Below are 24,546 nucleotides of genomic sequence, written 5' to 3' on the forward strand. Positions count from 1 at the left end.
CATGCCGCCACCCGACGCGTCACCGCGCGTCTCATTCGCTGACCGACAGAGGAGATATGTCATGACAACGGCCGTAACCATTCCCAGGCACGGGGGTACTGGAGGGCGTACGGCCGTTGCGGCGCGAGCGCGACAGGTCGTCAAGGCGTTCGGCAGCGGGGAGACCCGGGTCGTCGCCCTCGACCACGTCGACGTGGACATCGCCCGCGGCCAGTTCACCGCGATCATGGGCCCCTCCGGGTCCGGCAAGTCCACGCTGATGCACTGCCTCGCCGGCCTGGACACCGTGACGAGTGGTCAGATCTACCTCGACGAGACCGAGATAACGGGCCTGAAGGACAAGAGGCTCACCCAGCTGCGCCGGGACCGGATCGGCTTCATCTTCCAGGCGTTCAACCTGCTGCCGACGCTGAACGCGCTCGAGAACATCACGCTGCCCATGGACATCGCGGGCCGTAAGCCCGACCGTGCCTGGCTGGACCGGGTCGTGGAGACCGTCGGCCTGGCGGGCCGTCTCAAGCACCGGCCCGCCCAGCTCTCCGGCGGCCAGCAGCAGCGTGTCGCCGTGGCCCGGGCACTGGCCGCCCGCCCCGAGATCATCTTCGGTGACGAGCCCACCGGAAACCTGGACTCGCGGGCCGGCGCGGAGGTGCTGGGCTTCCTGCGCCGCTCGGTCGACGAGCTGGGCCAGACCATCGTGATGGTCACGCACGACCCGGTCGCCGCGTCCTACGCCGACCGGGTGCTGTATCTGGCCGACGGCCGGATCGTCGACGAGATGCACCAGCCCACCGCGGACCAGGTCCTGGACCGCATGAAGGACTTCGACGCCCGGGGGCGTACATCATGACCGTGCTGAGGACCTCTCTGCGCAACTTCTTCGCGCACAAGGGACGCATGGCCCTGTCGGCCGTCGCGGTCCTGCTGTCGGTAGCGTTCGTCTGCGGCACGCTCGTCTTCACCGACACGATGAACACGACGTTCGACAAGCTCTTCCAGGCGACCGCGTCCGACGTCACGGTCACCGCGAAGAGCGCCTCGGACACCGGCGAGACCCGCTCCGGCAACGGAAAGCCGCCCGTCCTGCCCGCCTCCCTGCTCGGTGAGGTGCGCGGCATCACCGGCGTGAAGTCGGCGGAGGGCACGGTCTTCTCGACCTCGGTGACCGTCGTCGACGCGGACAAGCACAGCCTGTCGCCCACGAGCGGCGCGCCCACCATCGTGGGCAGCTGGAACAGCAACGACGCCCGCACCATGAAGATCACCTCCGGTGCGGCACCGCACGGCTCCGGCCAGGTGATGGTCGACGAGGACACCGCCGACAAGCACCACCTGAAGCTCGGCGACGAGATGGGCGTGATCAGCGCGGTCGGCACCCACACCGCGAGGATCTCGGGCATCGCCGCGTTCACCGTCACCAACCCCGGCGCCGCGATCTTCTACGAGGACACGAGGACCGCCCAGCAGACCCTGGTCGGCAGGACCGGCGTCTACACCAACGTCAATGTCACCGCCGCCTCCGGCGTGAGCGACGCACAGCTGAAGCGGAACGTGGTGAGCCGGCTCGGCGGCGGCTACAAGGTGCAGACCGCCAAGGAGGTCGCCGACGCCAACCAGAAGAGCATCGCGAGCTTCCTGAACGTGATGAAGTACGCGATGCTCGGCTTCGCCGGGATCGCCTTCCTCGTCGGCATCTTCCTGATCATCAACACCTTCTCCATGCTGGTCGCCCAGCGCACCCGCGAGATCGGCCTGATGCGGGCCATCGGCTCCTCGCGCCGGCAGGTCAACCGCTCCGTCCTGGTGGAGGCCCTGCTGCTCGGGGTGTTCGGGTCGGTGCTCGGCGTCGGCGCGGGCGTCGGCATCGCGGTCGGCCTGATGAAGCTCATGGGGTCGATGGGCATGCAGCTGTCCACCGACGATCTGACGATCGCCTGGACGACCCCGGTGGTCGGCCTCGTCCTGGGCGTCCTGGTCACGATCCTGGCCGCCTATGTGCCGGCCCGGCGTGCCGGAAAGGTCTCCCCGATGGCCGCGCTGCGCGACGCGGGCGTCCCCGTGGACGCGAAGGCCGGACGGGTGCGGGCCGTGCTCGGACTCGTCCTCACCGGTGCCGGCGGCGCCGCCCTGTATCTGGCCGCCGCGGACCGCCGGGCCCAGAACGGCTCGCTGTGGCTCGGCCTCGGCGTGGTCCTCTCGCTCATCGGCTTCGTCGTCATCGGCCCGCTGCTCGCGGGCGGAGTGGTCCGGGCGCTCGCCACGGTCCTTCTGCGGGTTTTCGGACCCGTTGGACGCATGGCCGAGCGCAACGCCCTGCGCAATCCGCGCCGCACCGGCGCGACGGGTGCCGCGCTGATGATCGGTCTCGCACTGGTCGCCTGCCTGTCGGTGGTGGGCTCCTCGATGGTGGCCTCGGCCACGAACCAGCTGGACAAGACGGTCGGCACCGACTTCATCGTGCAGTCCGACAGCGGCCAGCTGATCACCTCGCAGGCGGTGCGGGCGATGAAGTCGACGCCGGGCCTGAAGCGGGTCACCGAGTACCGGCTGCTGGACGTCTCGCTGACCACGCCCGACGGACGTACGGCCGCGAAGGAGACGGTCAACGCCGCCGACCCGACGTACGCCCAGGACCTGCGGATCAAGACGGTCGCCGGCAACCTCGCGGACGCCTACCGGCCCGACTCGATGTCCGTCTTCGAGGGCTTCGCCAAGAAGCACGGCATCCGGCTCGGCTCGAAGGTCACGGTCGCCTTCAAGGACGGCAGGACGGCCCGGCTGACGGTCCGCGCGATCACCAGCGACGACGCGCTGATCGACAAGGGCGCGATGTATGTGGCGACCGCGACGGTGGCGACGTACGTGCCGGCCGACAGGATGCCGCTCGACGCGCTGGTCTTCGCCTCGGCCAAGGACGGGCAGCAGGCCGCCGCGTACAAGTCGCTGAAGTCGGCGCTGCACGACTATCCGCAGTACACGGTCCGTGACCAGACCGACTACAAGAAGGCGCTGAAGGACCAGATCGGCCAGCTGCTGAACATGATCTACGGTCTGCTGGCCCTCGCGATCATCGTCGCGGTCCTGGGCGTGGTGAACACGCTGGCACTGTCGGTGGTCGAGCGCACGCGGGAGATCGGCCTGATGCGCGCGATCGGCCTCTCGCGCCGCCAGCTGCGCCGGATGATCCGCCTGGAATCGGTGGTGATCGCCCTCTTCGGTGCCCTGCTGGGCCTGGGGCTGGGCATGGGCTGGGGCGCGACGGCCCAGAAGCTCCTCGCCCTGCAGGGGCTGACCGTCCTGGAGATCCCGTGGTCCACGATCATCACGGTCTTCATCGGCTCGGCCTTCGTGGGCCTGCTCGCCGCCCTGATCCCGGCGTTCCGGGCGGGCCGGATGAACGTCCTGAACGCGATCGCCACGGAGTAGCCGACACCACGGGGGCAGGGGGTGTGCGTCGACGGGCCGAGGTCTTCCTCGGCCCGTTCCGCATGATGGGGACGCCACTCGGGTCACTCCCGCCGCTCGCCCTTACGTGCAGACGGTTGTCCACAGCCCCGGCATCGGCGAATCCGGCGTCGTACGCTGGACACCCCCGGCCCCCGAAAACCTCGTGGCCGGGCGTTCGTGTTGCCCACCCGGGACGGGATACCCCCTCATGAGCCTGCACGGTCTGCTCGACGCCGTCGTCAAGGACGCCGCACTCGTGGAAGCGGTCAAGGCCGCGACCGACGGCAACCGGATGCATGTCGACCTGGTCGGCCCCCCGGCCGCGCGCCCCTTCGCCGTGGCCGCGCTGGCCCGGGACGCGGGCAGGCCCGTCCTCGCCGTGACCGCGACGGGACGCGAGGCCGAGGACCTCGCCGCCGCGCTGCGCTCCCTGCTGCCGCCGGACGCCGTCGTGGAGTACCCGTCGTGGGAGACGCTCCCGCACGAGCGGCTCAGCCCGCGCAGCGACACCGTGGGCCGCCGCCTCGCCGTCCTCAGACGCCTCGCCCACCCGAGCCAGGACGACCCGGAGACCGGCCCGGTGTCCGTCGTCGTCGCCCCCATCCGTTCCGTGCTCCAGCCGCAGGTCAAGGGCTTGGGCGACCTGGAGCCGGTCGCCCTGCGCAGCGGACAGCAGGCCGATCTGAACGAGGTGGTGGACGCCCTCGCGGCGGCCGCGTACTCCCGGGTGGAGCTGGTCGAGAAGCGCGGCGAGTTCGCTGTGCGCGGCGGCATCCTGGACGTCTTCCCGCCTACCGAGGAACACCCGCTGCGCATCGAGTTCTGGGGCGACGACGTAGAGGAGATCCGCTACTTCAAGGTCGCCGACCAGCGCTCCCTGGAGGTCGCCGAGCACGGCCTGTGGGCGCCGCCCTGCCGTGAGCTGCTGCTCACCGAAGAGGTGCGGGGGCGGGCCGCCGCGCTCGCCGAACAGCACCCCGAGCTGGGCGAGCTGCTCGGCAAGCTCGCCGAGGGCATCGCCGTGGAGGGCATGGAGTCCCTCGCCCCCGTGCTCGTCGACGACATGGAGCTGCTGCTCGACGTCCTGCCCCTGGGCGCGATGGCTGTCGTGTGCGACCCGGAGCGGGTGCGCACGCGGGCCGCCGACCTGGTGGCGACCAGCCAGGAGTTCCTGCAGGCGTCCTGGGCGGCCACGGCGGGCGGCGGCGACGCCCCGATCGACGTCGGCGCGGCGTCCCTGTGGTCCATCGCGGACGTCCGGGACCGCGCCCGTGAGCTGGGCATGATGTGGTGGTCGGTGTCGCCGTTCGCGGCGGGCGACGACGACCTGGACTCCCTCGAAGGGGACACCCTCAAGCTCGGAATGCACGCCCCGGAGACCTACCGCGGTGACACCGCGAAGGCGCTCGCCGACACCAAGGGCTGGCTCGCCGAGGCCTGGCGGACGGTGTTCGTGACGGAGGGCCACGGCCCGGCGTCCCGCACGGTCGAGGTGCTGGGCAACGAGGGCATCGCGGCCCGGCTCGACGCCGATCTCGGGGTGCCGTCCCCGTCGGTGGTGCATGTGGCGTGCGGCTCGATCGAGTACGGCTTCGTGGACCCGGCCCTCAAGCTCGCCGTCCTCACCGAGACGGACCTGTCCGGCCAGAAGACCGCCGGCCGCGACGGCGCCCGGATGCCGGCCCGCCGCCGTAAGACGATCGACCCGCTGACCCTGGAGTCCGGCGACTACATCGTCCATGAGCAGCACGGCGTGGGCCGCTACATCGAGATGGTGCAGCGCACGGTCCAGGGCGCGACCCGCGAGTACCTGGTGGTGGAGTACGCCCCGGCCAAGCGCGGCCAGCCCGGCGACCGGCTCTACATCCCCACCGACCAGCTGGAGCAGATCACCAAGTACGTCGGCGGCGAGGCCCCGACCCTGCACCGTCTCGGCGGCGCCGACTGGACGAAGACGAAGGCGCGCGCGAAGAAGGCGGTCAAGGAGATCGCCGCGGACCTGATCAAGCTGTACAGCGCGCGGATGGCGGCGCCCGGTCATGCCTTCGGCGCGGACACGCCGTGGCAGCGGGAGCTGGAGGACGCGTTCCCGTACGCGGAGACCCCGGACCAGCTGACCACGATCGCCGAGGTCAAGGAGGACATGGAGAAGTCGGTCCCGATGGACCGTCTGGTCTGCGGCGACGTGGGTTACGGCAAGACGGAGATCGCGGTCCGGGCCGCCTTCAAGGCGGTGCAGGACGGCAAGCAGGTCGCGGTCCTCGTGCCCACCACGCTGCTGGTGCAGCAGCACTTCGGCACGTTCTCCGAGCGCTACTCCCAGTTCCCGGTGAGCGTGAAGGCGCTGTCCCGCTTCCAGACCGACTCGGAGGCGAAGGGGGTCCTGGAGGGCCTGCGCGAGGGCGCGGTGGACATCGTGATCGGCACGCACCGGCTGTTCTCGTCGGAGACGAAGTTCAAGGACCTCGGCCTGGTCATCGTCGACGAGGAGCAGCGCTTCGGTGTCGAGCACAAGGAGCAGCTGAAGAAGCTGCGCGCGAACGTCGACGTGCTGACCATGTCCGCGACCCCGATCCCCCGGACCCTGGAGATGGCGGTGACGGGCATCCGCGAGATGTCCACGATCACGACGCCGCCGGAGGAGCGCCACCCGGTGCTCACCTTCGTCGGGCCGTACGAGGAGAAGCAGATCGGCGCCGCCATCCGCCGCGAACTGCTGCGCGAGGGCCAGGTCTTCTACATCCACAACCGGGTGGAGTCGATCGACCGGGCCGCGGCACGGCTGCGGGAGATCGTCCCGGAGGCGCGCATCGCCACGGCCCACGGCCAGATGTCGGAACAGACGCTGGAGCAGGTGGTGGTGGACTTCTGGGAGAAGAAGTACGACGTCCTGGTCTCCACCACGATCGTCGAGTCGGGCATCGACATCTCCAACGCCAACACGCTGATCGTGGAGCGCGGCGACAACTTCGGCCTCTCCCAGCTCCACCAGCTCCGCGGCCGGGTCGGCCGGAGCCGCGAGCGCGGCTACGCCTACTTCCTGTACCCGCCGGAGAAGCCGCTGACGGAGACGGCCCACGAGCGCCTGGCGACCATCGCCCAGCACACGGAGATGGGCGCGGGCATGTATGTGGCGATGAAGGACCTGGAGATCCGCGGCGCGGGCAATCTGCTCGGCGGCGAGCAGTCGGGCCATATCGCGGGCGTCGGCTTCGACCTGTACGTACGGATGGTCGGCGAGGCGGTCGCGGACTACCGCGCGTCCCTGGAGGGCGGCGTGGAGGAGGAACCGCCGCTCGAGGTCAAGATCGAGCTGCCGGTCGACGCGCACGTCCCGCACGACTACGCGCCCGGCGAGCGGCTGCGTCTGCAGGCCTATCGCGCGATCGCCTCCGTGAACACGGAGGAGGACATCAAGCACGTACGCGAGGAACTCGTCGACCGCTACGGCAAACTCCCCGAGCCGGTCGAGAACCTGCTGCTGGTCGCGGGTCTGCGTATGCTCGCCCGCGCGTGCGGCGTCGGCGAGATCGTCCTGCAGGGCGCCAACATCCGCTTCGCGCCGGTGGAGTTGAGGGAGTCCCAGGAGCTGCGGCTCAAGCGCCTGTACCCGGGGACCGTCATCAAGCCGGCACTCCACCAGGTCCTGGTGCCCCGCCCCAAGACCGCGAAGGTGGGCGGAAAGCCGCTGGTCGGCCGGGAACTGCTGGGCTGGGTCGGGGAGTTCCTGACCTCGGTCCTGGGGTCGTAGGCCCGAGCCCTCGTTCGGCCCTGGCCCGGGTGGCGGTGCGGTCGGCTCACCACCGGCCGCACGCCTGGCGTGCATCCGTCGCCATGGGGCAGTCGTAGGAGCATGACCTGCGGACGGTTACCGTGAGAGCGGGCACGCCGCGCCCGTGCGGGGCGGCCCGGACGAGCGGTCATGGGCAGGGGGAGGGCTTCGCGTGGTGCAGTTGAGGGGTGGGGTCGCGGTCGCCGCCCTGGTCGTGGTCACCGTGACCGGCTGCCAGGGGATGGATGTGCCCAAGGCCGGTTCGGCCTCCGGGTCTTCGGCGGCCGGGGCCGGCGACGGTCATGCCGTCAGCCCGCTGGACAACCCGGACGGCACCAGGCCCGGACTGGCGCCCATCACCTCGGACGCCGACCGAGCGAGGGCGCGGGCGCTGATCGGGAAGGTGGCGACCAAGGGACGCGGCCCCAAGACGGGCTACGCCCGGGACAAGTTCGGGTACGCGTGGATGGACTCGGCCCCCGGTGGCATCCCGTACGCCCACAACGGGTGCGACACCCGGAACGACCTTCTCAAGCGCGATGGGCAGAGCGTCCGGTTCCGGTCCGGCTCGAACTGTGTCGTGGCCTCCATGACGCTGCACGACCCGTACACCACGAAGACGATCGAGTGGACCAAGTCCCGTGCCACCATGGTACAGATCGACCATGTCATGCCGCTGTCCTACGACTGGCAGATGGGCGCCTCCCGCTGGACGAAGGACAAGCGGGAGGACATCGCCAACGACCCGCTCAATCTGATCCCGGTGGACGGACCGACCAACGGCGCCAAGAGCGACTCGGGCCCGGCGACCTGGCTGCCCCCGAACAAGCAGATCCGCTGCTCCTACTCGGTGCGCGTCGCCCAGGTGTCACTCAAGTACGAGCTTCCCGTGACCGCGGCCGACAAGCAGATGATGCTGGAGCAGTGCGGCGGTTGACCCGCCGGACCGACGGCCGCCCGTGCGCCACCGCACGGGCGGCGCACGGGGAGCGGGGCTGCCCCCGCGCGGCTCAGCCGCCCAGCTTGTCCAGGTCGAGGACCTTGCCCTTGGGCGCGTCGGCCGGCACCCGCTTCTCGAAGTCGGTGAAGGTGATGGTGCCCGGGTCCTTCTTGGAGGTGCTCGTGACCTTCAGGAGGTACGGCTTGCCCTGGGTGGCGACGTAGAGCGTGTAACGGTCCTTGCCGTCCTTCTCGTGCAGAACGATCGCCGGGGTGCCGTCGACCGTGGTCGTCTCGCCCCGCGTCGCGTCGGAGTTCACGTTCTTGGCGTCGGCCAGCACCGAGTCCAGGTCGCAGAAGCCCGCGATGTCCTTGGCGTCCTTGCCCTTCGCCGCCATCTTGGTCCACTTGCCGGCCATCATGGCCACGACCGCGTCGGTGTCCGACTTGGAGTCGCCCTTGCCCTGCGCACGCAGGAAGGCCTCGTCGTACTTCATGTAGACGGTGTCGCCGGTCTTGATCAGGTCGGCCTTGCCCTGCCCGCCCATGGCCATCGTGCCGGCGCACTCGCCCTTCTTGTTCAGGGCCATGTCGATCCGGATGGTGCCGCTGCTCTCGTCGTCGCGGACATCGCCCGTCATACGCAGCGACGTGGCGTCGGTGGTGGCCTTCATGGCCCGGTCGGCGATGTCGCCGCCGGTGAGCCCGGCGAAGGGGCCCTTGGGCTTGTCGTCCGCAGAGTTCTGGCCGGGCAGGCAGCCGGTCAGACCCGCGGTGGCTGCGGCGGCCAGGCAGAGAGCGGCAAGTGCGGTGCGACGCATGAGAGTTCCTTGAGGTGAAGTGGCGTGCGTACGGCGTGCGTGGGGACTTGCACGCGTGGTGACGGCGTGCGTGGTGACGGCGTGCGTGGTGACTGCACGCGTGGAGACGGCGTGCGGCGAGTGGTGCGCGCGGAGACGGCGCGCGAGAGTTGAGCGGAGTAGCCGGGTGGGATGGGTGCGGTGCGACGGGCCGGCCCGCTCAGCGGGGCGGCGTCGCCCGGGGCGTCGCGCCGCGGTCCCCTCCCGCGCGGCCCGACGCACCCCCACCCACGCGGCCGGGCGTACCCCCGTCCGACGCCCGGCCTGACGTGGGTCCGGGGTGCTGACCGGCGGACATGGACGGGGCCGCGTCCTTGTCGCTCCGGGGCGCTCCTGTTCCGGCCACCCTGTCCGCGTGGGCCGAGACCGTGCCGATGACGACGAGGCCGACGACGGCCCCGAAGGTGATCCTTCCCCTCATGGACACGGCTGTTTCCCTCCCCTGTTCGGGGCGTTCGCCGCTGCGGCGAGTCGCCCGTTCACGAGGCCAATAAGACCAGAGCTTGTGAACCGAGTCAACATGAACCCATGGATCGGTCTTGTACACGGACGTGAAGCGGTGGATCTTGCACATCTCGGTATGCTCGGCGCCACAGGGACGTAGTGCCGAGGCCGAGAGCCGCGGGCCGAGGGCGCCGAGACCGGGGCGCCGGACGGCGACGGTGCCGCACAGGGCAGAGGGGAGCCGGGCGGGTGCAGGACAACGGGACAGAGGTGACCGCTGCCGGAATCGCCCGGCTCGCGGGGGTCGGCCGTGCCGCCGTCAGCAACTGGCGCCGACGCCACACCGACTTCCCCAAGCCGGTGGGGGGCACCGAGACCAGCCCCTCCTTCGCGCTCACCGAGGTCGAGAACTGGCTGCGCCGGCAGGGCAAGCTCGCCGAGGTGCCCCTGCGGGAGCGGGTCTGGCAGCAGGTGGCTGGCCACCCGGAGGGACCCGTGACGGCGCTGGTCCACGCGGGCTGTGTCCTCGTGCTCGTCCACGACCGGCCGACGGTCTGGCAGGAGGCGAGCGCCGGCTCCGACGCCCGCCTGGCCGAACTGCTGCCCACCGCCCTCGAACAGGTGCTGACCCCTCGCTTCGGCACCCCGCGGGGCCCCGCCACACCCTTCCCCACCCCGGCGGAACTCCTCCCGTCGGCCCCGCTGCTGCGCGGCGCCGCGGACCTCGCCGCGGAACTGGGTCCCCAGCAGGCGTACGAGTTCCTGCTCGGCCGGCACCTCGACGCCAACCCCCGCCAGTACACGCTCACCCCGGCCGACCTGGCCGCACTGATGGCCGAGCTCGCCGGGCCCGCCCGCAGCGTCCTCGACCCGGCCTGCGGTACCGGCGCCCTGCTGCGGGCCGTCGCCGCCGTGTCCGGCCGGGAGCCCGACGGGCAGGAACTCCACGGCCAGGACAGCGATCCCGGACTGGCCGCGCTCACCGGTCTGCGCCTGACGCTGCAGACCAGGGCCGTCGTGCGCACGGCCGCGGGTGACAGCCTCAGGGCCGACGCGTTCGACACCCTCAGGGCGGACGCCGTGCTGTGCCATCCCCCGTTCAACGAGCGCAACTGGGGACACGACGAACTCGCCTACGACCCCCGCTGGGAGTACGGCTTCCCGGCGCGCACGGAGTCCGAACTCGCCTGGGTGCAGCATGCGCTGGCCCGGCTGCGGGAGGGCGGCACCGCCGTGCTGCTGATGCCGCCCGCCGCCGCCTCCCGGCGCTCGGGCCGCCGTATCCGCGCCGACCTGCTGCGCCGCGGCGCCCTGCGCGCTGTGATCGCCCTGCCGGTGGGCGTGGCGCCCCCGTACAACATCCCGCTGCACCTGTGGGTGCTGCGCCGGCCCGAGAAGGCGCCCGCGCAGCCGGAGTTGCTGCTCACGGACGTCGGCGCGCTCGACCCCGAGGGGCGCGGCGGCGCGGACTGGCAGGTCGTGCGGGACGCCGTCCTCGGCGCCTGGCGGCCTTTCGCCCGGACCGGAACCGCGCCCGAGGTGCCGGGTGTGAGCCGGTCCGTGCCGGTCATCGAACTCCTCGACGACGACGTGGACCTGGCCCCCGCCCGCCATCTCCCGCCGCCCTCGGTCGGCGGCGGGGCCCAGGAGCTCACGGCCCTGCGCGCCCGTCTCGACGAGACCCTCCGGCTCACCGTCGACCTCAACCCGCCCGCGCACGACACCGCGGACCAGACCAGCTGGCCGCTCACGACCGTCGGCGAACTCGCCCGGGGCGGCGCCCTGGTGATGCGCACCGGTGGACACGGCCCCCACACGCGCGTGCTCACCGACCACGACGTGCTCGCCGGCACCGCACCCTCCGGGACCCTGCCCGGGACGGGGGAGGAGCCGGTCCTCGTCGAGCAGGGCGACGTGGTCGTGCCCGTGCTCGGCGGTGGTGCCGTCGCGCGCGTGATCGACGCGACGGCCGCGGGAGCCGCGCTCGGGCGCAATCTGACGCTGCTGCGCCCGGACCCGGCGGCGCTCGACCCCTGGTTCCTCGCCGGCTTCCTGCGCGGCACCGCCAACACCCGCCAGGCCAGCAGCTACGCCTCCACCGCGACCCGGCTCGACGTGCGCCGGCTCCAACTGCCCCGGCTGCCGCTGGACCAGCAGCGCCGCTACGGCGAGCGGTTCCGGGCGCTCGCCGGGTTCGAGGACGCCCTGCGCCTGGCCGGCCGCCTCGGCGAACAGCTCGTCCGCGGTCTGTACGACGGACTGACGGACGGCACGGTCGCGCCGGACTGACGAGCACCGGACACCGGACCGGCGCCACCGGACGGGCCTGCGCTCCCGTGTCGTCGTGCGGCCCCGCCCGCAGCTCGGACGCGGTACGACTACGGTTCCGTGCAACCCGGGCCGTCTGTCGCAGTCGGGCTATACGCTCGGACGTCGACACTCGTACGTCCGTCCTCATCCGGTCCCAGGAGCAGTCATGTACGGCCACGGCGCGCCGCCGCCCACCCGCACTTCGGGCATGGTCATCACCCTGCGGGTGCTGCTCCCCCTCGCCGGCTTCCTCAGCTGCGGACTGCTCGCGTGCATCCCGCTGTTCCGGATCGCCATGCTGCGCGGCAGAGGCACGGACTGGCTCCTGGCCTGGATCAGCGTCCCCGTGTCCATAATCTGCCTCGTGGTCGTCGGCTCGGTCCCGGAGAGCGACCACCGGGGGGATCTGGCGCTCGTGGTCGTGCTCATCCTCGGCGCCTTCAGCGGGGCGCACTTCCTGGTGTTCGACATACGCCACCACCGCGCCCTGCCGCCCGCCCCCTACGCACCGCCCCGGACGGGCTACGGCTACCCCGCCCCGGCGCCCTACCCCGCCGCCCCGCAGGCCCAGACCCCGCCGCCCCCGTACCCGCTGACGCCCCCGCAGCCGCAGCGTCCCGCGCCCGCCCGTATCGACCAGGTCCGGGCCGAACTCGACGAACTGAGCGACTATCTGCGCCGGCACGAGGACGGCAGGTGAGCGCGACGGCCGGACGCGTCGTCGCGCAGCGCTACGAGCTGTCCACACTCATCGGCCAGGGCGGCATGGGCCAGGTCTGGACGGCGTACGACCAGCGCCTGGACCGGCGTGTGGCCGTCAAGCTGCTGCGGCCGGACAAGGTCGCGGGCCAGGAGGTCGACGAGCTGCGCCGCCGGTTCATGCGGGAGTGCCGGGTCACCGCGCAGGTCGACCACCCCGGTCTGGTCACCGTCCATGACGCGGGCAGCGAGGGCGAGGAGCTGTACCTCGTGATGCAGTACGTCGACGGGGCCGACCTCGCCGACCATCTCGCCGAGCACGACCCGTACCCCTGGCCGTGGGTGGTGGCCGTCGCGGCGCAGCTGTGCGCCGTGCTGTCCGCCGTGCACGCGGTGCCGATCGTCCACCGCGATCTGAAGCCCCGCAACGTCATGGTCAAGCAGGACGGCACGGTCACCGTGCTGGACCTCGGTGTGGCGTCGGTGATGGACACGGACACGACCCGGCTCACCCACACCGGCTCCCCGATCGGCTCGCCCGCCTACATGGCGCCCGAGCAGGCGATGGGCGGCGCGGTCGGTCCGTACACCGATCTCTACGCGCTCGGCGTGCTCATGCACGAACTGCTCAGCGGCGATGTGCCGTTCGCGGGCTCGACCGCGCTCGGTGTGCTGCACCGCCATCTGTACGAGCCCCCGCTGCCGGTGCGCCGGCTGCGCCCCGAAGTGCCCGAGGCGCTGGAGTCGCTCGTGCTGCGGCTGCTCGCCAAGGACCCCCAGCACCGCCCGGCCTCGGCGCAGGAGACGTACGAGCAGTTGCTCCCGCTGCTGCCCGCCCGCGGTATGCCCTCCGGAGCCCCGCTCGACCCCACGCGCCCCTTCCTGCGCCCGCACGCCCCCTGGCCGGACCGGGCACGCACTCCGGCGTCCCAGCCGCAGGCCGCGCCGACGGTCGCGAAACCGGATGTCGTGGGCGCCGTCGACGAGGTCAAGCGCCTCCTCGGGGAGGGCCGGATCACCCAGGCCGTCGACATCCTCGGCGCGATCCTCCCGGCGGCGGCCGCCCAGCACGGGGAGCACTCACCGGTCGTCCGCAGCCTGCGCAAGCAGTACGCGGCCACCCTCATGGACGACGGCCAGTACCGGCGCGCACTGCCCGAGCTGCGCCGCCTCGCCGACGAGCGCGCTACCGAGTCCGGCCAGGCCGACCCCCAGTCGCTGCGCTTCCGCTACGAGATCGCGCAGTGCCTGGAGCAACTGGGCGAACCGGCGTCGGCGCTCGCCGAGTACCGGGCGCTGCTCCCGTACTACGAGAACCAGTACGTCGCGGGGGACCCGGAACTGGCCCATGACGTCCGCCGCCGTATCGGCCATCTGCTGCTCGCCCTCGGCGACCGCGCCGCCGCCCACGACACCCTCGTACGGCTGCTGCACGACGTCGAGCGCCTGCGCGGACCGGGGCATCCGCTGGCCGGGGACATCCGGCGGACCCTGCAGTGGCTGGGACAGGTCCGCGGCTGAGAGCTGCTTCGAGCTCTCAGGCGGTCCGCGTCCCCCGGGCGTCGCTCAGCGCGTGACGGGCAGCGCCGACGCGAACCGCGGTCCGTCGCCGCGGTGCTGGACCGGGAAGGTGACCTTGAGGCCCTTCTCCTGGCCGGCCACCGACAGGTGGGTCACGTACTGCAGACCCAGGAACGCCTTCTTCGAGCCGCCCGCGGAGACGTACGGCCGCGGCAGGTTGAGCACGAGCTTGCCGGGCTTGCCGCCGCGGTTGCCGTCGAAGAAGAGCACGCGCTGGTCGGTCAGGACTATGTACAGCGGGCGGGGCGTGACCGTGGCCATCACGGTGCCCGCGCTGAGCACGCCGACCACGGCCGCGGTGAGCGCCTGCTTGCGCACGGAGACCGACCCGACGCCCGCGAGGCTCGTCAGCTGCACCTGCTCGCCCTGGAGCAGCAAGGGGGCGACGGCTTCCTGCAGTTGTCTGGCGCGGCGGGCGTTGAGGGCCATGGGGACTCCTGGTGCGCAAAAGGACGTGGGGCCGCGCGGGCTGTTCGTACGCACACAGGGGCGTTCGGCAAGGCGTCGATGAGCAGGGCCGGCCAGAGCGGCGCGCGGATCACGGCGGTGATCGGGACGGGCGGACGTTACGGATGATTGGTTAACATCAGGTGAATGAGTGGTGTGAGAACGGTCAAGTCGGGGTTGTCCTTCTCCCGGTCTGGAATCCGGTTCGCCCCGTCGGCGTGACGGTCATGGCTCTCCCCTAGGATCCGCCGCATGCCGCACGCTTCCGCCTCCGCCCTGCCGCCTCCCGACTTCGAGACCGCCTCCGCCTTCCCCGAGGTCACCTGGCTGAAGCAGGCCGCCGCCGCGTGGGACTGGGCGTCGATCCGGGACTACGTCGACGGGTTGCCGCGGGAGACGAACCGCAGCTTCGCCGTCGGTGTGCTGTCCGAAGTGGCCGGAGCCGAGCAGTGGATGCGTGAGATCCTCGCCGCGACACCCGACGACGTGCTCGCCCTCACCGTCCTCGGCAGCCGCGAGGTGCGCATCGGCTGGGAGATCCGGACCACGGCGCCCGCCACGAAGGTCAGCCGGGAGCAGTTCGCCGGGCTGCACGCGCATCTGCGCCAGGCCGAGCAGCTGCTGATCCGGGCCACCGCCCTCGACCCGTCGTTCGACGCGGCCTGGGCCGAGCGCCTCACCACGGCCATGGGCCTGCAACTCGGGCAGAACGAGGCGCGACGCCGCTACGACCGGCTGGCCGCCCACCACCCGCACCACTTCAGCGCACAGGGCCGGCTGCTCCAGAAGCTCTGCCCCAAGTGGGGCGGCAGCTGGGAGGCGGCCCACGCCTTCGCCCGGGAATGCCTGCTGGCCGCGCCCGAAGGCGCCGTGAACGGCGGACTGGTGGCCGAGGTGCACATGGAGCACTGGCTTGCCCTGCGGGGCGCCGAGCGCGAGGCGTATCTGCGCCAGGACCCGGTGCGGGCCGAACTCGTCGAGGCCGCCGAGCGGTCCGCGCTCCATCCCGGATTCCGGCGCGCCTACGGCTGGGTCACCGCCCAGGGCTACTTCGCCGCGGTCTTCTCCCTCATGGGGGACCTGCCGCGGGCCGCGGCCTGCTTCCGCGTGCTCGGCAACCTCGCCTCCGAGTACCCGTGGGCCGATCTGGGCGGCGACGCCGCCGCGGCCTACGTCAAACACCGCGATGCCGCCCTCGCCCGAGGCTGACCCTCCATGACGACGAACACGCCGAACAGAGGCCGAAGATGAACCCCCAGGCCGCCATCCACCCGACCGAGGTCGACGGCATACCCACCCTTTTCGCGTACGCCACCGGACCCGTGCGCGCCGGACTCGTCTTCCGTGTCGGGGTCGCCGACGAGACGCTCGCCCGGGCAGGGGTCACCCATCTCGTCGAGCACCTCGCCCTGCACCGGCAGGGCCTGGCCGACTACCACTTCAACGGCGCGACCAAGGCCGCCTTCACCCACTTCCATGTGGAGGGCGCCGAGCACGAGGTCGTGGCCTACCTCCAGGGCGTCTGCGCCTCCCTGACCGATCTGCCCATGGAGCGCCTGGAGACCGAGAAGGAGATCCTGCGCACCGAGGAGTCCCGGCGCGAAGTCGGGCCGCTCCCGCTGTGGCGCTACGGGGCCCAGGGGCACGGCCTGGTCAGCTATCCGGAGTGGGGCGTCAGGAACCTTCGCCCGGAGGACGTACGGGACTGGGCGCGGACCTGGTTCACCCAGGGCAACGCCGTGCTCTGGGTGGCCGGTGAGCGGCTGCCGGCCGGACTCAGCCTCAGGCTGCCCGCCGGCGGCCGGCGCCCGCTGCCTGCGGTCACCTCCGCGCTGCCCGCCACCCCCGCCTACTTCTCCGAGGGCAAGGGCGGTGTCCTGCTGGACGCCGTCGTCGAGGACACCGCCGCCGCCCGGCTGTACGCGGGCGTCCTGGAGCGCGAACTCTCCCGCGCGCTGCGCCAGGAGGGCGGCTACTCCTACACGACCGCCACCGACTACGCCTCACGCCGCGACGGATTCGCCCTGGTGACTGCCTTCGCGGACGCCCTGCCCGCCAAGCAGGACGCGGTGCTCGGCGGCTTCGTCGACGTCCTCGCCGGGCTCCAGGTGGGCCGGATCGGCCAGGCCGGCCTGGAGGCGGTGCGCACCCGGGCCGACGGGGCGCTCACCGCGCCCGACGCCGCCGTGCGCCGGTTGCCCGGGGCGGCGGAGGACCTGCTTGCCGGGCGTCCGGTGCGCAGCACCGACGAACTCAGGTCGGAGCTGTGGGCGGTGACGCCGGGCCATCTGCACGCGGTGGCCCTGGAGGCCGCCGGGACGGCCCTGCTCCAGGTGCCCGCGGGGCACCGGGCGGACTGGGCCGGGTACACGGAGGCCCCCACCAGCTCGACGTACGCGGTGACCGGGCGCCGGTTTCCCTCGGTGCGCGGTGACGGGACGGCGCTGGTGGTGGGGGACGAGGGCATCAGCGTGACGGGCCGGGAGAAGGACGGGACGGAGGGCGCGGTGACCGTGCTCTACCGCGCCTGCGCCGCGATGCTGGCCTGGCCCGACGGCGGCCGCCGGCTCGTCGGTACCGACGCCCTGGTCATCGAGGTGGATCCGGAGCTGTACGGCGTGGACGCGCACACGATGGCGGCCCTCGACGCGGCCGTACCGCCGCACGCGGTGGTGTCGCTGCCGCCCCGGCAGCAGCGGCCGGCACCGCAGGCGGCCGCAGCGGGCACCGTGACGTCCGGGCGGCCCGCCCCCACCCGGCGCACCGGACGGCAGACGGCCGCAGTGGTCGTCTTCGGCCTCCTCGGCGGTCTCTTCGCCTTCTTCGCCCTGCTGCTGACGGTGTTCGGCGCCGGCGACCCGGAGACGACCACCGGCGAGTGGCTGGGCATCTCGGGCTTCCTGTGGGGCGTCGCGGCGTTGCTGGCCTGGCCCGCCGTACGGATCCTGCGGCGCACCCGGCGGGTGTGAGGTGGGCCGGGCGGCACCCAGATCACGCACAGATGGACGAACAGTCAAAGATTCCTCAAGTCGGGTCGTGTGAACCGAGTTAACGGGCACACGGCTCCCGGATGGGGTGTAGGTTTCAGCCATCCCCGGACGTCTGTGCGGACGCCGTCATGGGCGCAGCCGCGCCGGACGCGCGCCGCCGCCCGGGGCTCAGGGATTCTTCCGGCGGCCGCCGCGCGCGTGCCGCCTGTCGAGAAGTGGGGTGGGGGATGGCCGGCCACCGGCAGTCCAAGAAGTTCCGTTACATCTCGTGGGCGGCGGCGGGGGCCGCCGTCGTCGCGGGCGCCGGGATCGCGGCGCAGACGTCGATGGCCGCGACGACCTGGCCCGCGCAGAAGACGTTCACCGGACACGCCTTCGACACGTGCACCGCGCCGTCGCTGTCCGCGATGAAGGGCTGGCACGACGGCTTCTACGGTGCCGCCGCCGTGTATGTGGGCGGCAAGAACCGCGGCTGCAACCAGCCGAACCTGACCGCGTCCTGGGTGAAGTCGGTCAGCTCCGTCGGCTGGAAGCTCATCCCGATCTACGTCGGCGCCCAGCCGCCCTGCCAGACCAGCTCCAACCCGGAGAAGCTCACCGCCGCCAACGCCACCTCCCTCGGGACGAGCGACGCCTCGGACGCGGTGGCCAAGGCGTCGGCGCTCGGCATCAAGGCCGGCAGCCCGATCTACCTCGACATGGAGCCGTACGACATCACCGACACGTCGTGCAACAACGCCGTGCTGGCCTATGTGCGCGCCTTCGACAAGCAGTTGCACGCCAAGACCTACCGGGCCGGCTTCTACGGCTTCACCAGCTCCAGCGCCAAGGCCATCGCCACCGCGAAGGACAAGACGGACCTGCCGGGCAATCTCTGGTACGCCCTGTGGGACAAGAGCTACACCACCACCACGGACTGGCCGTGGGGCTCCACCCAGTACACCGGCCACAGCCGTGGCCACCAGTACATGGTCAACAGCAAGGAGACCCGCGGGGGTTACACGCTCACCGTCGACCGTGACGCCTGGGACGCGCCCGTCGCCATCACCGGCTGAACCCGCCCGAACCGGCCGCAGGGGCGGGACCGGGGGTCCGGGCGGCGGCCGGGCGACCGGCGAAGTGAGTGGCGCGCATGTGACGACGGTGCCCGAAGTCCCGGTGAATCGTTGGTCGTACGGGTTGGCCAGAGCTGGGCCACTGCCTACCATCGATCACCGCAAGACCTTGTGCACCGTCGCACAATCTCCTCGGGAGGCCACCTTGCACCGCCGTCGCACCGCGATCGCCGTCAGCGCCGCCCTCGTCGCGGCCCCCGTCCTCACCGCGTGCGGTGAAACCGAGCACCCGGGTGCCGCGGCCGTCGTCGGGGGCGAGCGGATCACGATCGCCCAGCTGGAGGGCCGGGTGAAGGAGGTGCGCGCGGCGCAGCGCGCCGCCACCCCGGACGACACCCAGTACCAGCAGACGATCGCCCGGACCAGCGGCCTCGCCCGCGACACGCTCCACAGCCTGGTCCTCGACCGGGTCCTGGACCGCGCGGCCAGGGACGCCGGCGTGTCGGTCAGCCGCCGGGACGTCGAACAGATGCGCACGAACCTCGAACAGCGGGCGGGCGGCGCGCGGGCGCTGCAGTCGATCTGGCTGGAGCAGTACGGGGTGGCGCCCCGGCGCATCGACGACAACCTGCGCACCGAGGTCCAGGCGCAGAAGCTGTCCGCCGTGCTTGGCGCCGACATGAGCACGACGGATGGCAAGGCCACGTTCTGGAAGGCGATGGCTCAGGCGTCCAAGGAACTGAACATCGACCTCAATCCGCGCTACGGCACCTGGGACGTGCAGAAGAGCAGCCGGGTGGACGCGAAGACGCCCTGGGTCAAGGAGGCCACGGCGGCCGCGGCACCGCAGCCGGCGTAGCGGGGAAGACCGGCGGCGGAGCCCGGCACGGCCGCGCGCCGGTCTGTGGAAAACTTCCGGGGCCGTCGGTGCCGTGGGTTACGTTCGAAGGGTGAACGCAACCAGCTTCGAAGGCGCCCCCGACCAGGGCCGGGACGCGGCGGCATCCGCCGCCCCCGGCCGGGTCGTCCTGCTCACCACCAGCCACCGGGTCGCCCCCGGGCTGCTGTCCTGGCCCGCGTGGCAGGCGCTGCGCGACGCCGACCGGGTGCTGTGCGCGGACGGCGCGCATCCGCAGCTGCCGTATCTGCGTGAGGCGGGCATAGCCGTCGAGCAGGGTGCCCCGAGCGCCCAGGACCTGGTCGACGCCTGTGCCGGCGGCCGCACGGTGGTCGTCGTCGCGACCGGCGAGGGCGAGCCGCACCTCACCGACGGCCTCGCCCGGCTCGCGGGCTCGGGCCGGGTGCGGATGCCGGACCTGGAGCTGCTCCCCGCCTCCTACGATCTTCCGGGCGCTCGACTGCTCGACCTGGTGCAGGTCATGGACCGCATCCGGGCCGAGTGCCCCTGGTCCTCGCAGCAGACCCACAAGGGCCTCGCCAAGTACGGCATCGAGGAGGCGTACGAGCTGGTCGAGGCGATCGAGGCGGGCGACCGGGAGGAACTGCGCGAGGAGCTGGGCGACGTCCTGCTCCAGGTCGTCTTCCACGCCCGGATAGCCGAGGAGGACCCCGACGCCCCCTTCTCCGTCGACGACGTGGCGGGCGGCATCGTCGCCAAGCTGATCCACCGCCATCCGCATGTCTTCGGCGACGAGACCGCGACGACTCCGGAGGAGGTCAAGGAGCACTGGCTGCGCACCAAGGCGATCGAGAAGCAGCGCACATCGGTGACGGAGGGGGTGCCCCTGGGGCAGCCGGGTCTGGCCCTGGCGGCGAAGCTGTCCTCCCGGGTGCGCTCGGCGGGCCTGGACGTGCCGCTCCCGCAGGGCGAGGGCGTCGGCTACGAACTGCTGGCGCTCGCCGCGCACGCGGAGGCGGAGGGGGTGGACCCGGAGGCGGCCCTGCGCGCCGCCGCCCGCGCCTACCGCGACGCCGTACGGGCCGCCGAGGGACTCGGGCCCGGCACCAAGGAGACCGGGCCGGAGAGCGACGGGCTCGGGTCGGAGGTCTAGGAGCGGCTGCGGCGGGGAGTCGCCGGGGGCCGGGGAGCGGCGGGTTCGGGTCGGTGGTCTGGGAGCGGCTGCGGCGGGGAGTCGCCGGGGGCCGGGGAGCGGCGGGTTCGGGTCGGTGGTCTGGGCGCAGCCGCCGCAGCAAGCCGCCGGGGGCCGGGAGCCGGGGTCGAGGCCGGCGGGCTCGTCGGCCGAAGCCCCGGGGTCGAGGGCGGACCTGGCAGGGCGGGCCCGGGCGGCCGTGGATACCGTCGGGGAGTGACCGACCAGCACCAGCCCGCCCGCCCCGCTTCCACCCCCGGCCCCGAACTCTTCACCTGGGAGTTCGCCGCCGACCCCTACCCCGCCTACGCCTGGCTCCGCGAGCACGCCCCCGTGCACCGGACGCGGCTGCCGAGCGGTGTGGAGGCCTGGCTGGTCACCCGTTACGCCGACGCCAAGCAGGCCCTGGCCGACCAGCGGCTCAGCAAGAACCCGGCACACCACGACGAGCCCGCGCACGCGAAGGGCAAGACCGGCATCCCCGGCGAGCGCAAGGCCGAGCTGATGACGCACCTGCTCAACATCGACCCGCCGGACCACACCCGGCTGCGCCGGCTGGTCTCCAAGGCGTTCACGCCCCGCCGCGTAGCCGAGTTCGCGCCCCGGGTGCAGGAGCTGGCCGACCAGCTCATCGACCGGTTCGCGGACCGCGGGTCCGCCGATCTCATCCACGAGTTCGCCTTCCCGCTCCCCATCTACGCGATCTGCGACATGCTCGGCGTCCCCCGCGAGGACCAGGACGACTTCCGGGACTGGGCGGGCATGATGATCCGCCACGGCGGAGGCCCCCGGGGCGGGGTCGCGCGGTCCGTGAAGAAGATGCGCGGCTATCTCGCCGACCTCATCCACCGCAAGCGCGAGGCCCTGTCCGAGACGCCCGGCCCCGGCGAGGACCTCATCTCAGGGCTCATCCGCGCCTCCGACCACGGCGAGCACCTCACCGAGAACGAGGCCGCCGCCATGGCCTTCATCCTGCTCTTCGCCGGGTTCGAGACCACCGTCAACCTCATCGGCAACGGGACCTACGCCCTGCTCACCCACCCCGAACAGCGGTCCCGCCTCCAGACCTCGCTCAGCTGCGGCGAGAGGGACCTGCTGGAGACCGGCGTCGAGGAACTGCTGCGCTACGACGGCCCGGTCGAGCTGGCCACGTGGCGGTTCGCGACCCGGCCGCTCTCCATCGGCGGGCGGGACATCGCCGCCGGTGATCCCGTCCTCGTGGTGCTCGCCGCCGCGGACCGGGACCCTGAGCGGTTCACCGAGCCCGATGTGCTCGATCTCTCCCGCCGTGACAATCAGCACCTCGGCTACGGGCACGGGATCCACTACTGCCTCGGTGCGCCCCTCGCCCGGCTGGAGGGACAGACCGCCCTCGCCACGCTCCTCACCCGTCTCCCGGACCTGCGACTCGCGGTGGATTCCACCGATTTGCGCTGGCGCGGAGGGCTCATTATGCGCGGATTGCGCACGCTTCCGGTGGAGTTCACCCTGATTCCGGAGGAAGATCACCGCCGTACCGCCGGTGCCGCGGAATGAGGTGGCGGACACGCCGATGGTCACAGAAAAGTGACAGTTTCTCAGCTCCGTAATCTTCACGTGATCTGTGCTGCATTAACTTGTGACAAGTGATCCGCTGCGGATACCTTCACGCATCAACGAGGCGGAACTCCACATCCGCCGCGTCGGCCCCTGCTGTCGTGTGAAAGGCAACCGCATGCTCTCCGGGAACGGTCGACACCGTCGCCCCCGCCAGGCTCCGGCACTTCTTGTCGCCGCAGGGGTCACCGGCTCAGCGATCGCCATCCCGCTCTTGGCCGCCACCGGCGCGAGCGCGGCCAGCGGCACGACCTGGGACCGGGTCGCGGAGTGCGAGAGCGGTGGCGCCTGGAGCGCCGACCACGACAACGGCCGCTACGGCGGACTCCAGTTGACGCAGGAGGACTGGGACAAGTACGGCGGCCTCGAGTTCGCCACCAGTCCCGACCAGGCGAGCCGCTCCCAGCAGATCGCAGTCGCCGAGAAGATCCTGGACAAGCGAGGCGTCTCCGCGTTCGGTACCTGCGGCACGGTCGCCGGCCTGGGCCAGGACAAGGCCGCGGCGGACGTCGACACGGGCGTGGGCGACCACCCCTCCGGCGGCGGCGCCGTCTTCTTCTCGGACACCGGGGTCGGCTTCGGGTCGTCCGATACGTCTGACGAATCCCACTCGTCCAAGTCGCACCATTCGTCGGGAGCATCGGACTCGGCCAAGCCGTCGGGCTCGTCGGACTCGCCGTCGACGTCGCCTTCGTCGTCCCCGTCCTCCTCCGGGTCGCCGTCGTCCTCCTCCTCTCCCTCCTCGTCCGACTCCGACTCCCCCTCGACCTCGCCGTCCTCCCCGTCGTCCTCGACGGCGACGGACGACTCGACCGGGGACGACGAGGACGGCAACGGATCGGACGACCTGCTCGGCACGCTCTCGGCCACGACGAAGAGCGACCAGTCGGACAAGGTCGCGCAGAACGGGGCGTCTTCGGCCTCGGGTGCCGGCCGCCACCGCGGCGACAGTGCCGACGAGGGCGACACGGACGGCCGCAGCGGCGAGTCGGCCGGCCGTCATGCCTCGCGCGGCTCCGCTGCCGGGCGCGAGACCGCCGACGACTCGTACCTAGTCCGTCTCGGAGACACCCTGTCGGGCATCGCCGACTTCCTTGACCTCAAGGGTGGTTGGCACGCGCTGTACGACGCGAACAAGCAGGAGATCGGCGCCGACCCCAACCACATCATGCCCGGTCTGAGCCTTGTGGTGACGGCTGGACTGGCCGGCGACGAGTCCTGAGCAGTCGTCCGAACTGCCGTCCCGACGGCGCCATTTCACGCCCCGCTTCGCGCTGAATGTCCGGTTTGGCGAGAGTGAGATATGAGTCTCATAAGCCCTGATCGTCTTTGAAATTCGGCGCGTCGCCTGCTTACGGTCGTGACCGCTCGCCACAGCGGGCCCCGACGGTCGCAACGCCGAATCCTGCCAGCGGCCGTGCGGGAACAGTCGACGCTTCGAGCGCCGTAGGCAGGAGCGGGGGACCCAAGGTAAGTGCCGCGCCCGGGAGTTGACCGGGTGCGGCTAGGGGTGGAGCCGCGCGCCGGGGAGGCGTGCGGCCGGGCAACTCAACCGGCCCGAACCCGACAGCTCACCTCGCAGGCGTCGGTGAGGGGATCGAACCATGCTGTGTTCCGGCAAGGGAAAGCACCGCCGTCCGTCCAAGGCCGTCCGCGCCATCGCGCTCGCCGGTGTCACCGGCGCCGCCGTCGCCGGCCCGCTGATGGCGGCCGGCAGCGCCTCCGCCGCCACCGCCTCCCAGTGGGACGCCGTCGCGCAGTGCGAGTCCGGCGGCAACTGGTCCATCAACACGGGCAACGGCTTCTACGGCGGCCTGCAGTTCACCAACTCGACCTGGGCCGCGTACGGCGGCACCGCCTACGCCGCGCGCGCCGACCTGGCCTCCAAGGGCGAGCAGATAGCCGTCGCCGAGAAGGTCCTCGGGGGTCAGGGCAAGGGTGCCTGGCCGGTCTGCGGCACCGGTCTGACCAGCGCCCCCTACAACGGCGCCGCGGCCTCCACGGGCAGCTCCACCGGTTCCGGCAACTCCGTGAAGAGCACCACCACCCGCTCGACCGAGCCGCAGGCGGCCAACCGTTCCGCGCAGCGTCCGGCCGCCAAGAAGACCGTCACCACGCCGACCGGCAAGAAGGTCAAGAAGGGCGACGGCGAGTACAAGGTGGTCAAGGGCGACACCCTCAGCTCGATCGCCGAGAAGCACCACGTCCAGGGCGGCTGGGAGAAGCTGTTCCAGCTGAACAAGGACATTGTCGAGAACGCCGACCTCATCTACCCGGGCCAGCAGCTGCACCTGAAGTGACGGCTGTCCGGCGGTCGGCCCGCGGCCTCCCCCGAGCCGCGCCCCTCACGGTCGG

At 71.9% G+C, this 24,546-nt stretch carries 17 protein-coding genes and 1 riboswitch; of the genes, 15 read left to right on the top strand and 2 right to left on the bottom strand.

The genetic code is table 11. The features are described from left to right. The first annotated feature begins 61 nt into the window (after positions 1-61). The 4 genes from ACFYX0_RS10895 (at position 62) to ACFYX0_RS10910 (ending at position 8,156) form a co-directional block, all read left to right on the top strand. The gene (locus ACFYX0_RS10895) at positions 62-850 is read left to right on the top strand and encodes an ABC transporter ATP-binding protein (protein WP_388969043.1); all 789 of its coding nucleotides are present in this window, start codon (positions 62-64) and stop codon (positions 848-850) included. Beyond that, entirely contained in the window at positions 847-3,426 is a 2,580-nt protein-coding gene (locus tag ACFYX0_RS10900) for an ABC transporter permease (RefSeq protein WP_388969046.1), read from the top strand. Before ACFYX0_RS10895 ends, ACFYX0_RS10900 begins: the two co-directional genes overlap by 4 nt. A gap of 229 nt (positions 3,427-3,655) precedes the next feature. Beyond that, a complete protein-coding gene (gene mfd / locus ACFYX0_RS10905) occupies positions 3,656-7,198 on the top strand; it encodes a transcription-repair coupling factor (RefSeq protein WP_388969048.1) in 3,543 nt (1,180 codons plus the stop codon). 193 nt (positions 7,199-7,391) lie between these two features. Next, positions 7,392-8,156 (top strand): HNH endonuclease family protein, encoded by a 765-nt coding sequence (locus ACFYX0_RS10910; RefSeq protein ID WP_388969051.1) that lies wholly within the window; start codon positions 7,392-7,394, stop codon positions 8,154-8,156. A gap of 73 nt (positions 8,157-8,229) precedes the next feature. Here ACFYX0_RS10910 and ACFYX0_RS10915 read toward each other — a convergent pair whose 3' ends face one another. Continuing rightward, positions 8,230-8,979 (bottom strand): hypothetical protein, encoded by a 750-nt coding sequence (locus tag ACFYX0_RS10915; protein WP_311697551.1) that lies wholly within the window; start codon positions 8,977-8,979, stop codon positions 8,230-8,232. 732 nt (positions 8,980-9,711) lie between these two features. Between ACFYX0_RS10915 and ACFYX0_RS10920 the strand changes: the two genes are divergently transcribed. The 3 genes from ACFYX0_RS10920 to ACFYX0_RS10930 all read left to right on the top strand — a co-directional run bounded on the left by ACFYX0_RS10920 (position 9,712) and on the right by ACFYX0_RS10930 (position 13,992). Then, on the top strand, positions 9,712-11,751 hold the full coding sequence (locus ACFYX0_RS10920; protein WP_388969054.1) for an N-6 DNA methylase: 2,040 nt from the start codon (positions 9,712-9,714) through the stop codon (positions 11,749-11,751). A 187-nt stretch (positions 11,752-11,938) separates the two neighbouring features. Further along, the gene (locus ACFYX0_RS10925; protein ID WP_388969057.1) at positions 11,939-12,472 is read left to right on the top strand and encodes a hypothetical protein; all 534 of its coding nucleotides are present in this window, start codon (positions 11,939-11,941) and stop codon (positions 12,470-12,472) included. Between the two features lie 38 nt (positions 12,473-12,510). Continuing rightward, positions 12,511-13,992 (top strand): protein kinase, encoded by a 1,482-nt coding sequence (locus tag ACFYX0_RS10930; RefSeq protein WP_388969226.1) that lies wholly within the window; start codon positions 12,511-12,513, stop codon positions 13,990-13,992. 45 nt (positions 13,993-14,037) lie between these two features. On the opposite strand, the gene ACFYX0_RS10935 is transcribed toward ACFYX0_RS10930, so the two are convergent. Further along, on the bottom strand, positions 14,038-14,481 hold the full coding sequence (locus tag ACFYX0_RS10935; protein ID WP_311697548.1) for a hypothetical protein: 444 nt from the start codon (positions 14,479-14,481) through the stop codon (positions 14,038-14,040). Positions 14,482-14,751: 270 nt separating this feature from the next. Here ACFYX0_RS10935 and ACFYX0_RS10940 point away from each other — a divergent pair, with 270 nt between their 5' ends. The 8 genes from ACFYX0_RS10940 to ACFYX0_RS10975 all read left to right on the top strand — a co-directional run bounded on the left by ACFYX0_RS10940 (position 14,752) and on the right by ACFYX0_RS10975 (position 24,491). Beyond that, positions 14,752-15,708: a hypothetical protein gene (locus ACFYX0_RS10940; protein ID WP_388969060.1), complete on the top strand. Its 957-nt coding sequence runs from the start codon at positions 14,752-14,754 to the stop codon at positions 15,706-15,708. A 38-nt stretch (positions 15,709-15,746) separates the two neighbouring features. Further along, positions 15,747-17,468: an insulinase family protein gene (locus ACFYX0_RS10945; RefSeq protein ID WP_388969063.1), complete on the top strand. Its 1,722-nt coding sequence runs from the start codon at positions 15,747-15,749 to the stop codon at positions 17,466-17,468. 248 nt (positions 17,469-17,716) lie between these two features. Beyond that, positions 17,717-18,544: a glycoside hydrolase domain-containing protein gene (locus ACFYX0_RS10950; protein ID WP_388969066.1), complete on the top strand. Its 828-nt coding sequence runs from the start codon at positions 17,717-17,719 to the stop codon at positions 18,542-18,544. Between the two features lie 205 nt (positions 18,545-18,749). Continuing rightward, on the top strand, positions 18,750-19,403 hold the full coding sequence (locus tag ACFYX0_RS10955) for a SurA N-terminal domain-containing protein (RefSeq protein ID WP_388969069.1): 654 nt from the start codon (positions 18,750-18,752) through the stop codon (positions 19,401-19,403). Positions 19,404-19,494: 91 nt separating this feature from the next. Further along, positions 19,495-20,556 carry a nucleoside triphosphate pyrophosphohydrolase gene (locus ACFYX0_RS10960; protein ID WP_388969072.1) on the top strand — a complete coding sequence of 354 codons (1,062 nt, stop codon included), beginning with the start codon at positions 19,495-19,497 and terminating at the stop codon, positions 20,554-20,556. Positions 20,557-20,811: 255 nt separating this feature from the next. Continuing rightward, positions 20,812-22,131 (top strand): cytochrome P450, encoded by a 1,320-nt coding sequence (locus ACFYX0_RS10965; RefSeq protein WP_388969074.1) that lies wholly within the window; start codon positions 20,812-20,814, stop codon positions 22,129-22,131. 274 nt (positions 22,132-22,405) lie between these two features. After that, positions 22,406-23,413 (top strand): transglycosylase family protein, encoded by a 1,008-nt coding sequence (locus tag ACFYX0_RS10970; RefSeq protein WP_388969077.1) that lies wholly within the window; start codon positions 22,406-22,408, stop codon positions 23,411-23,413. 210 nt (positions 23,414-23,623) lie between these two features. Then, positions 23,624-23,791, top strand: a riboswitch (cyclic di-AMP (ydaO/yuaA leader). Between the two features lie 4 nt (positions 23,792-23,795). Then, positions 23,796-24,491 (top strand): transglycosylase family protein, encoded by a 696-nt coding sequence (locus ACFYX0_RS10975; RefSeq protein ID WP_388969080.1) that lies wholly within the window; start codon positions 23,796-23,798, stop codon positions 24,489-24,491. Positions 24,492-24,546 lie beyond the last annotated feature (55 nt).

This window comes from Streptomyces sp. NPDC002573 (assembly GCF_042889625.1).
In the GTDB taxonomy this organism is placed as follows: domain Bacteria; phylum Actinomycetota; class Actinomycetes; order Streptomycetales; family Streptomycetaceae; genus Streptomyces; species Streptomyces gibsoniae.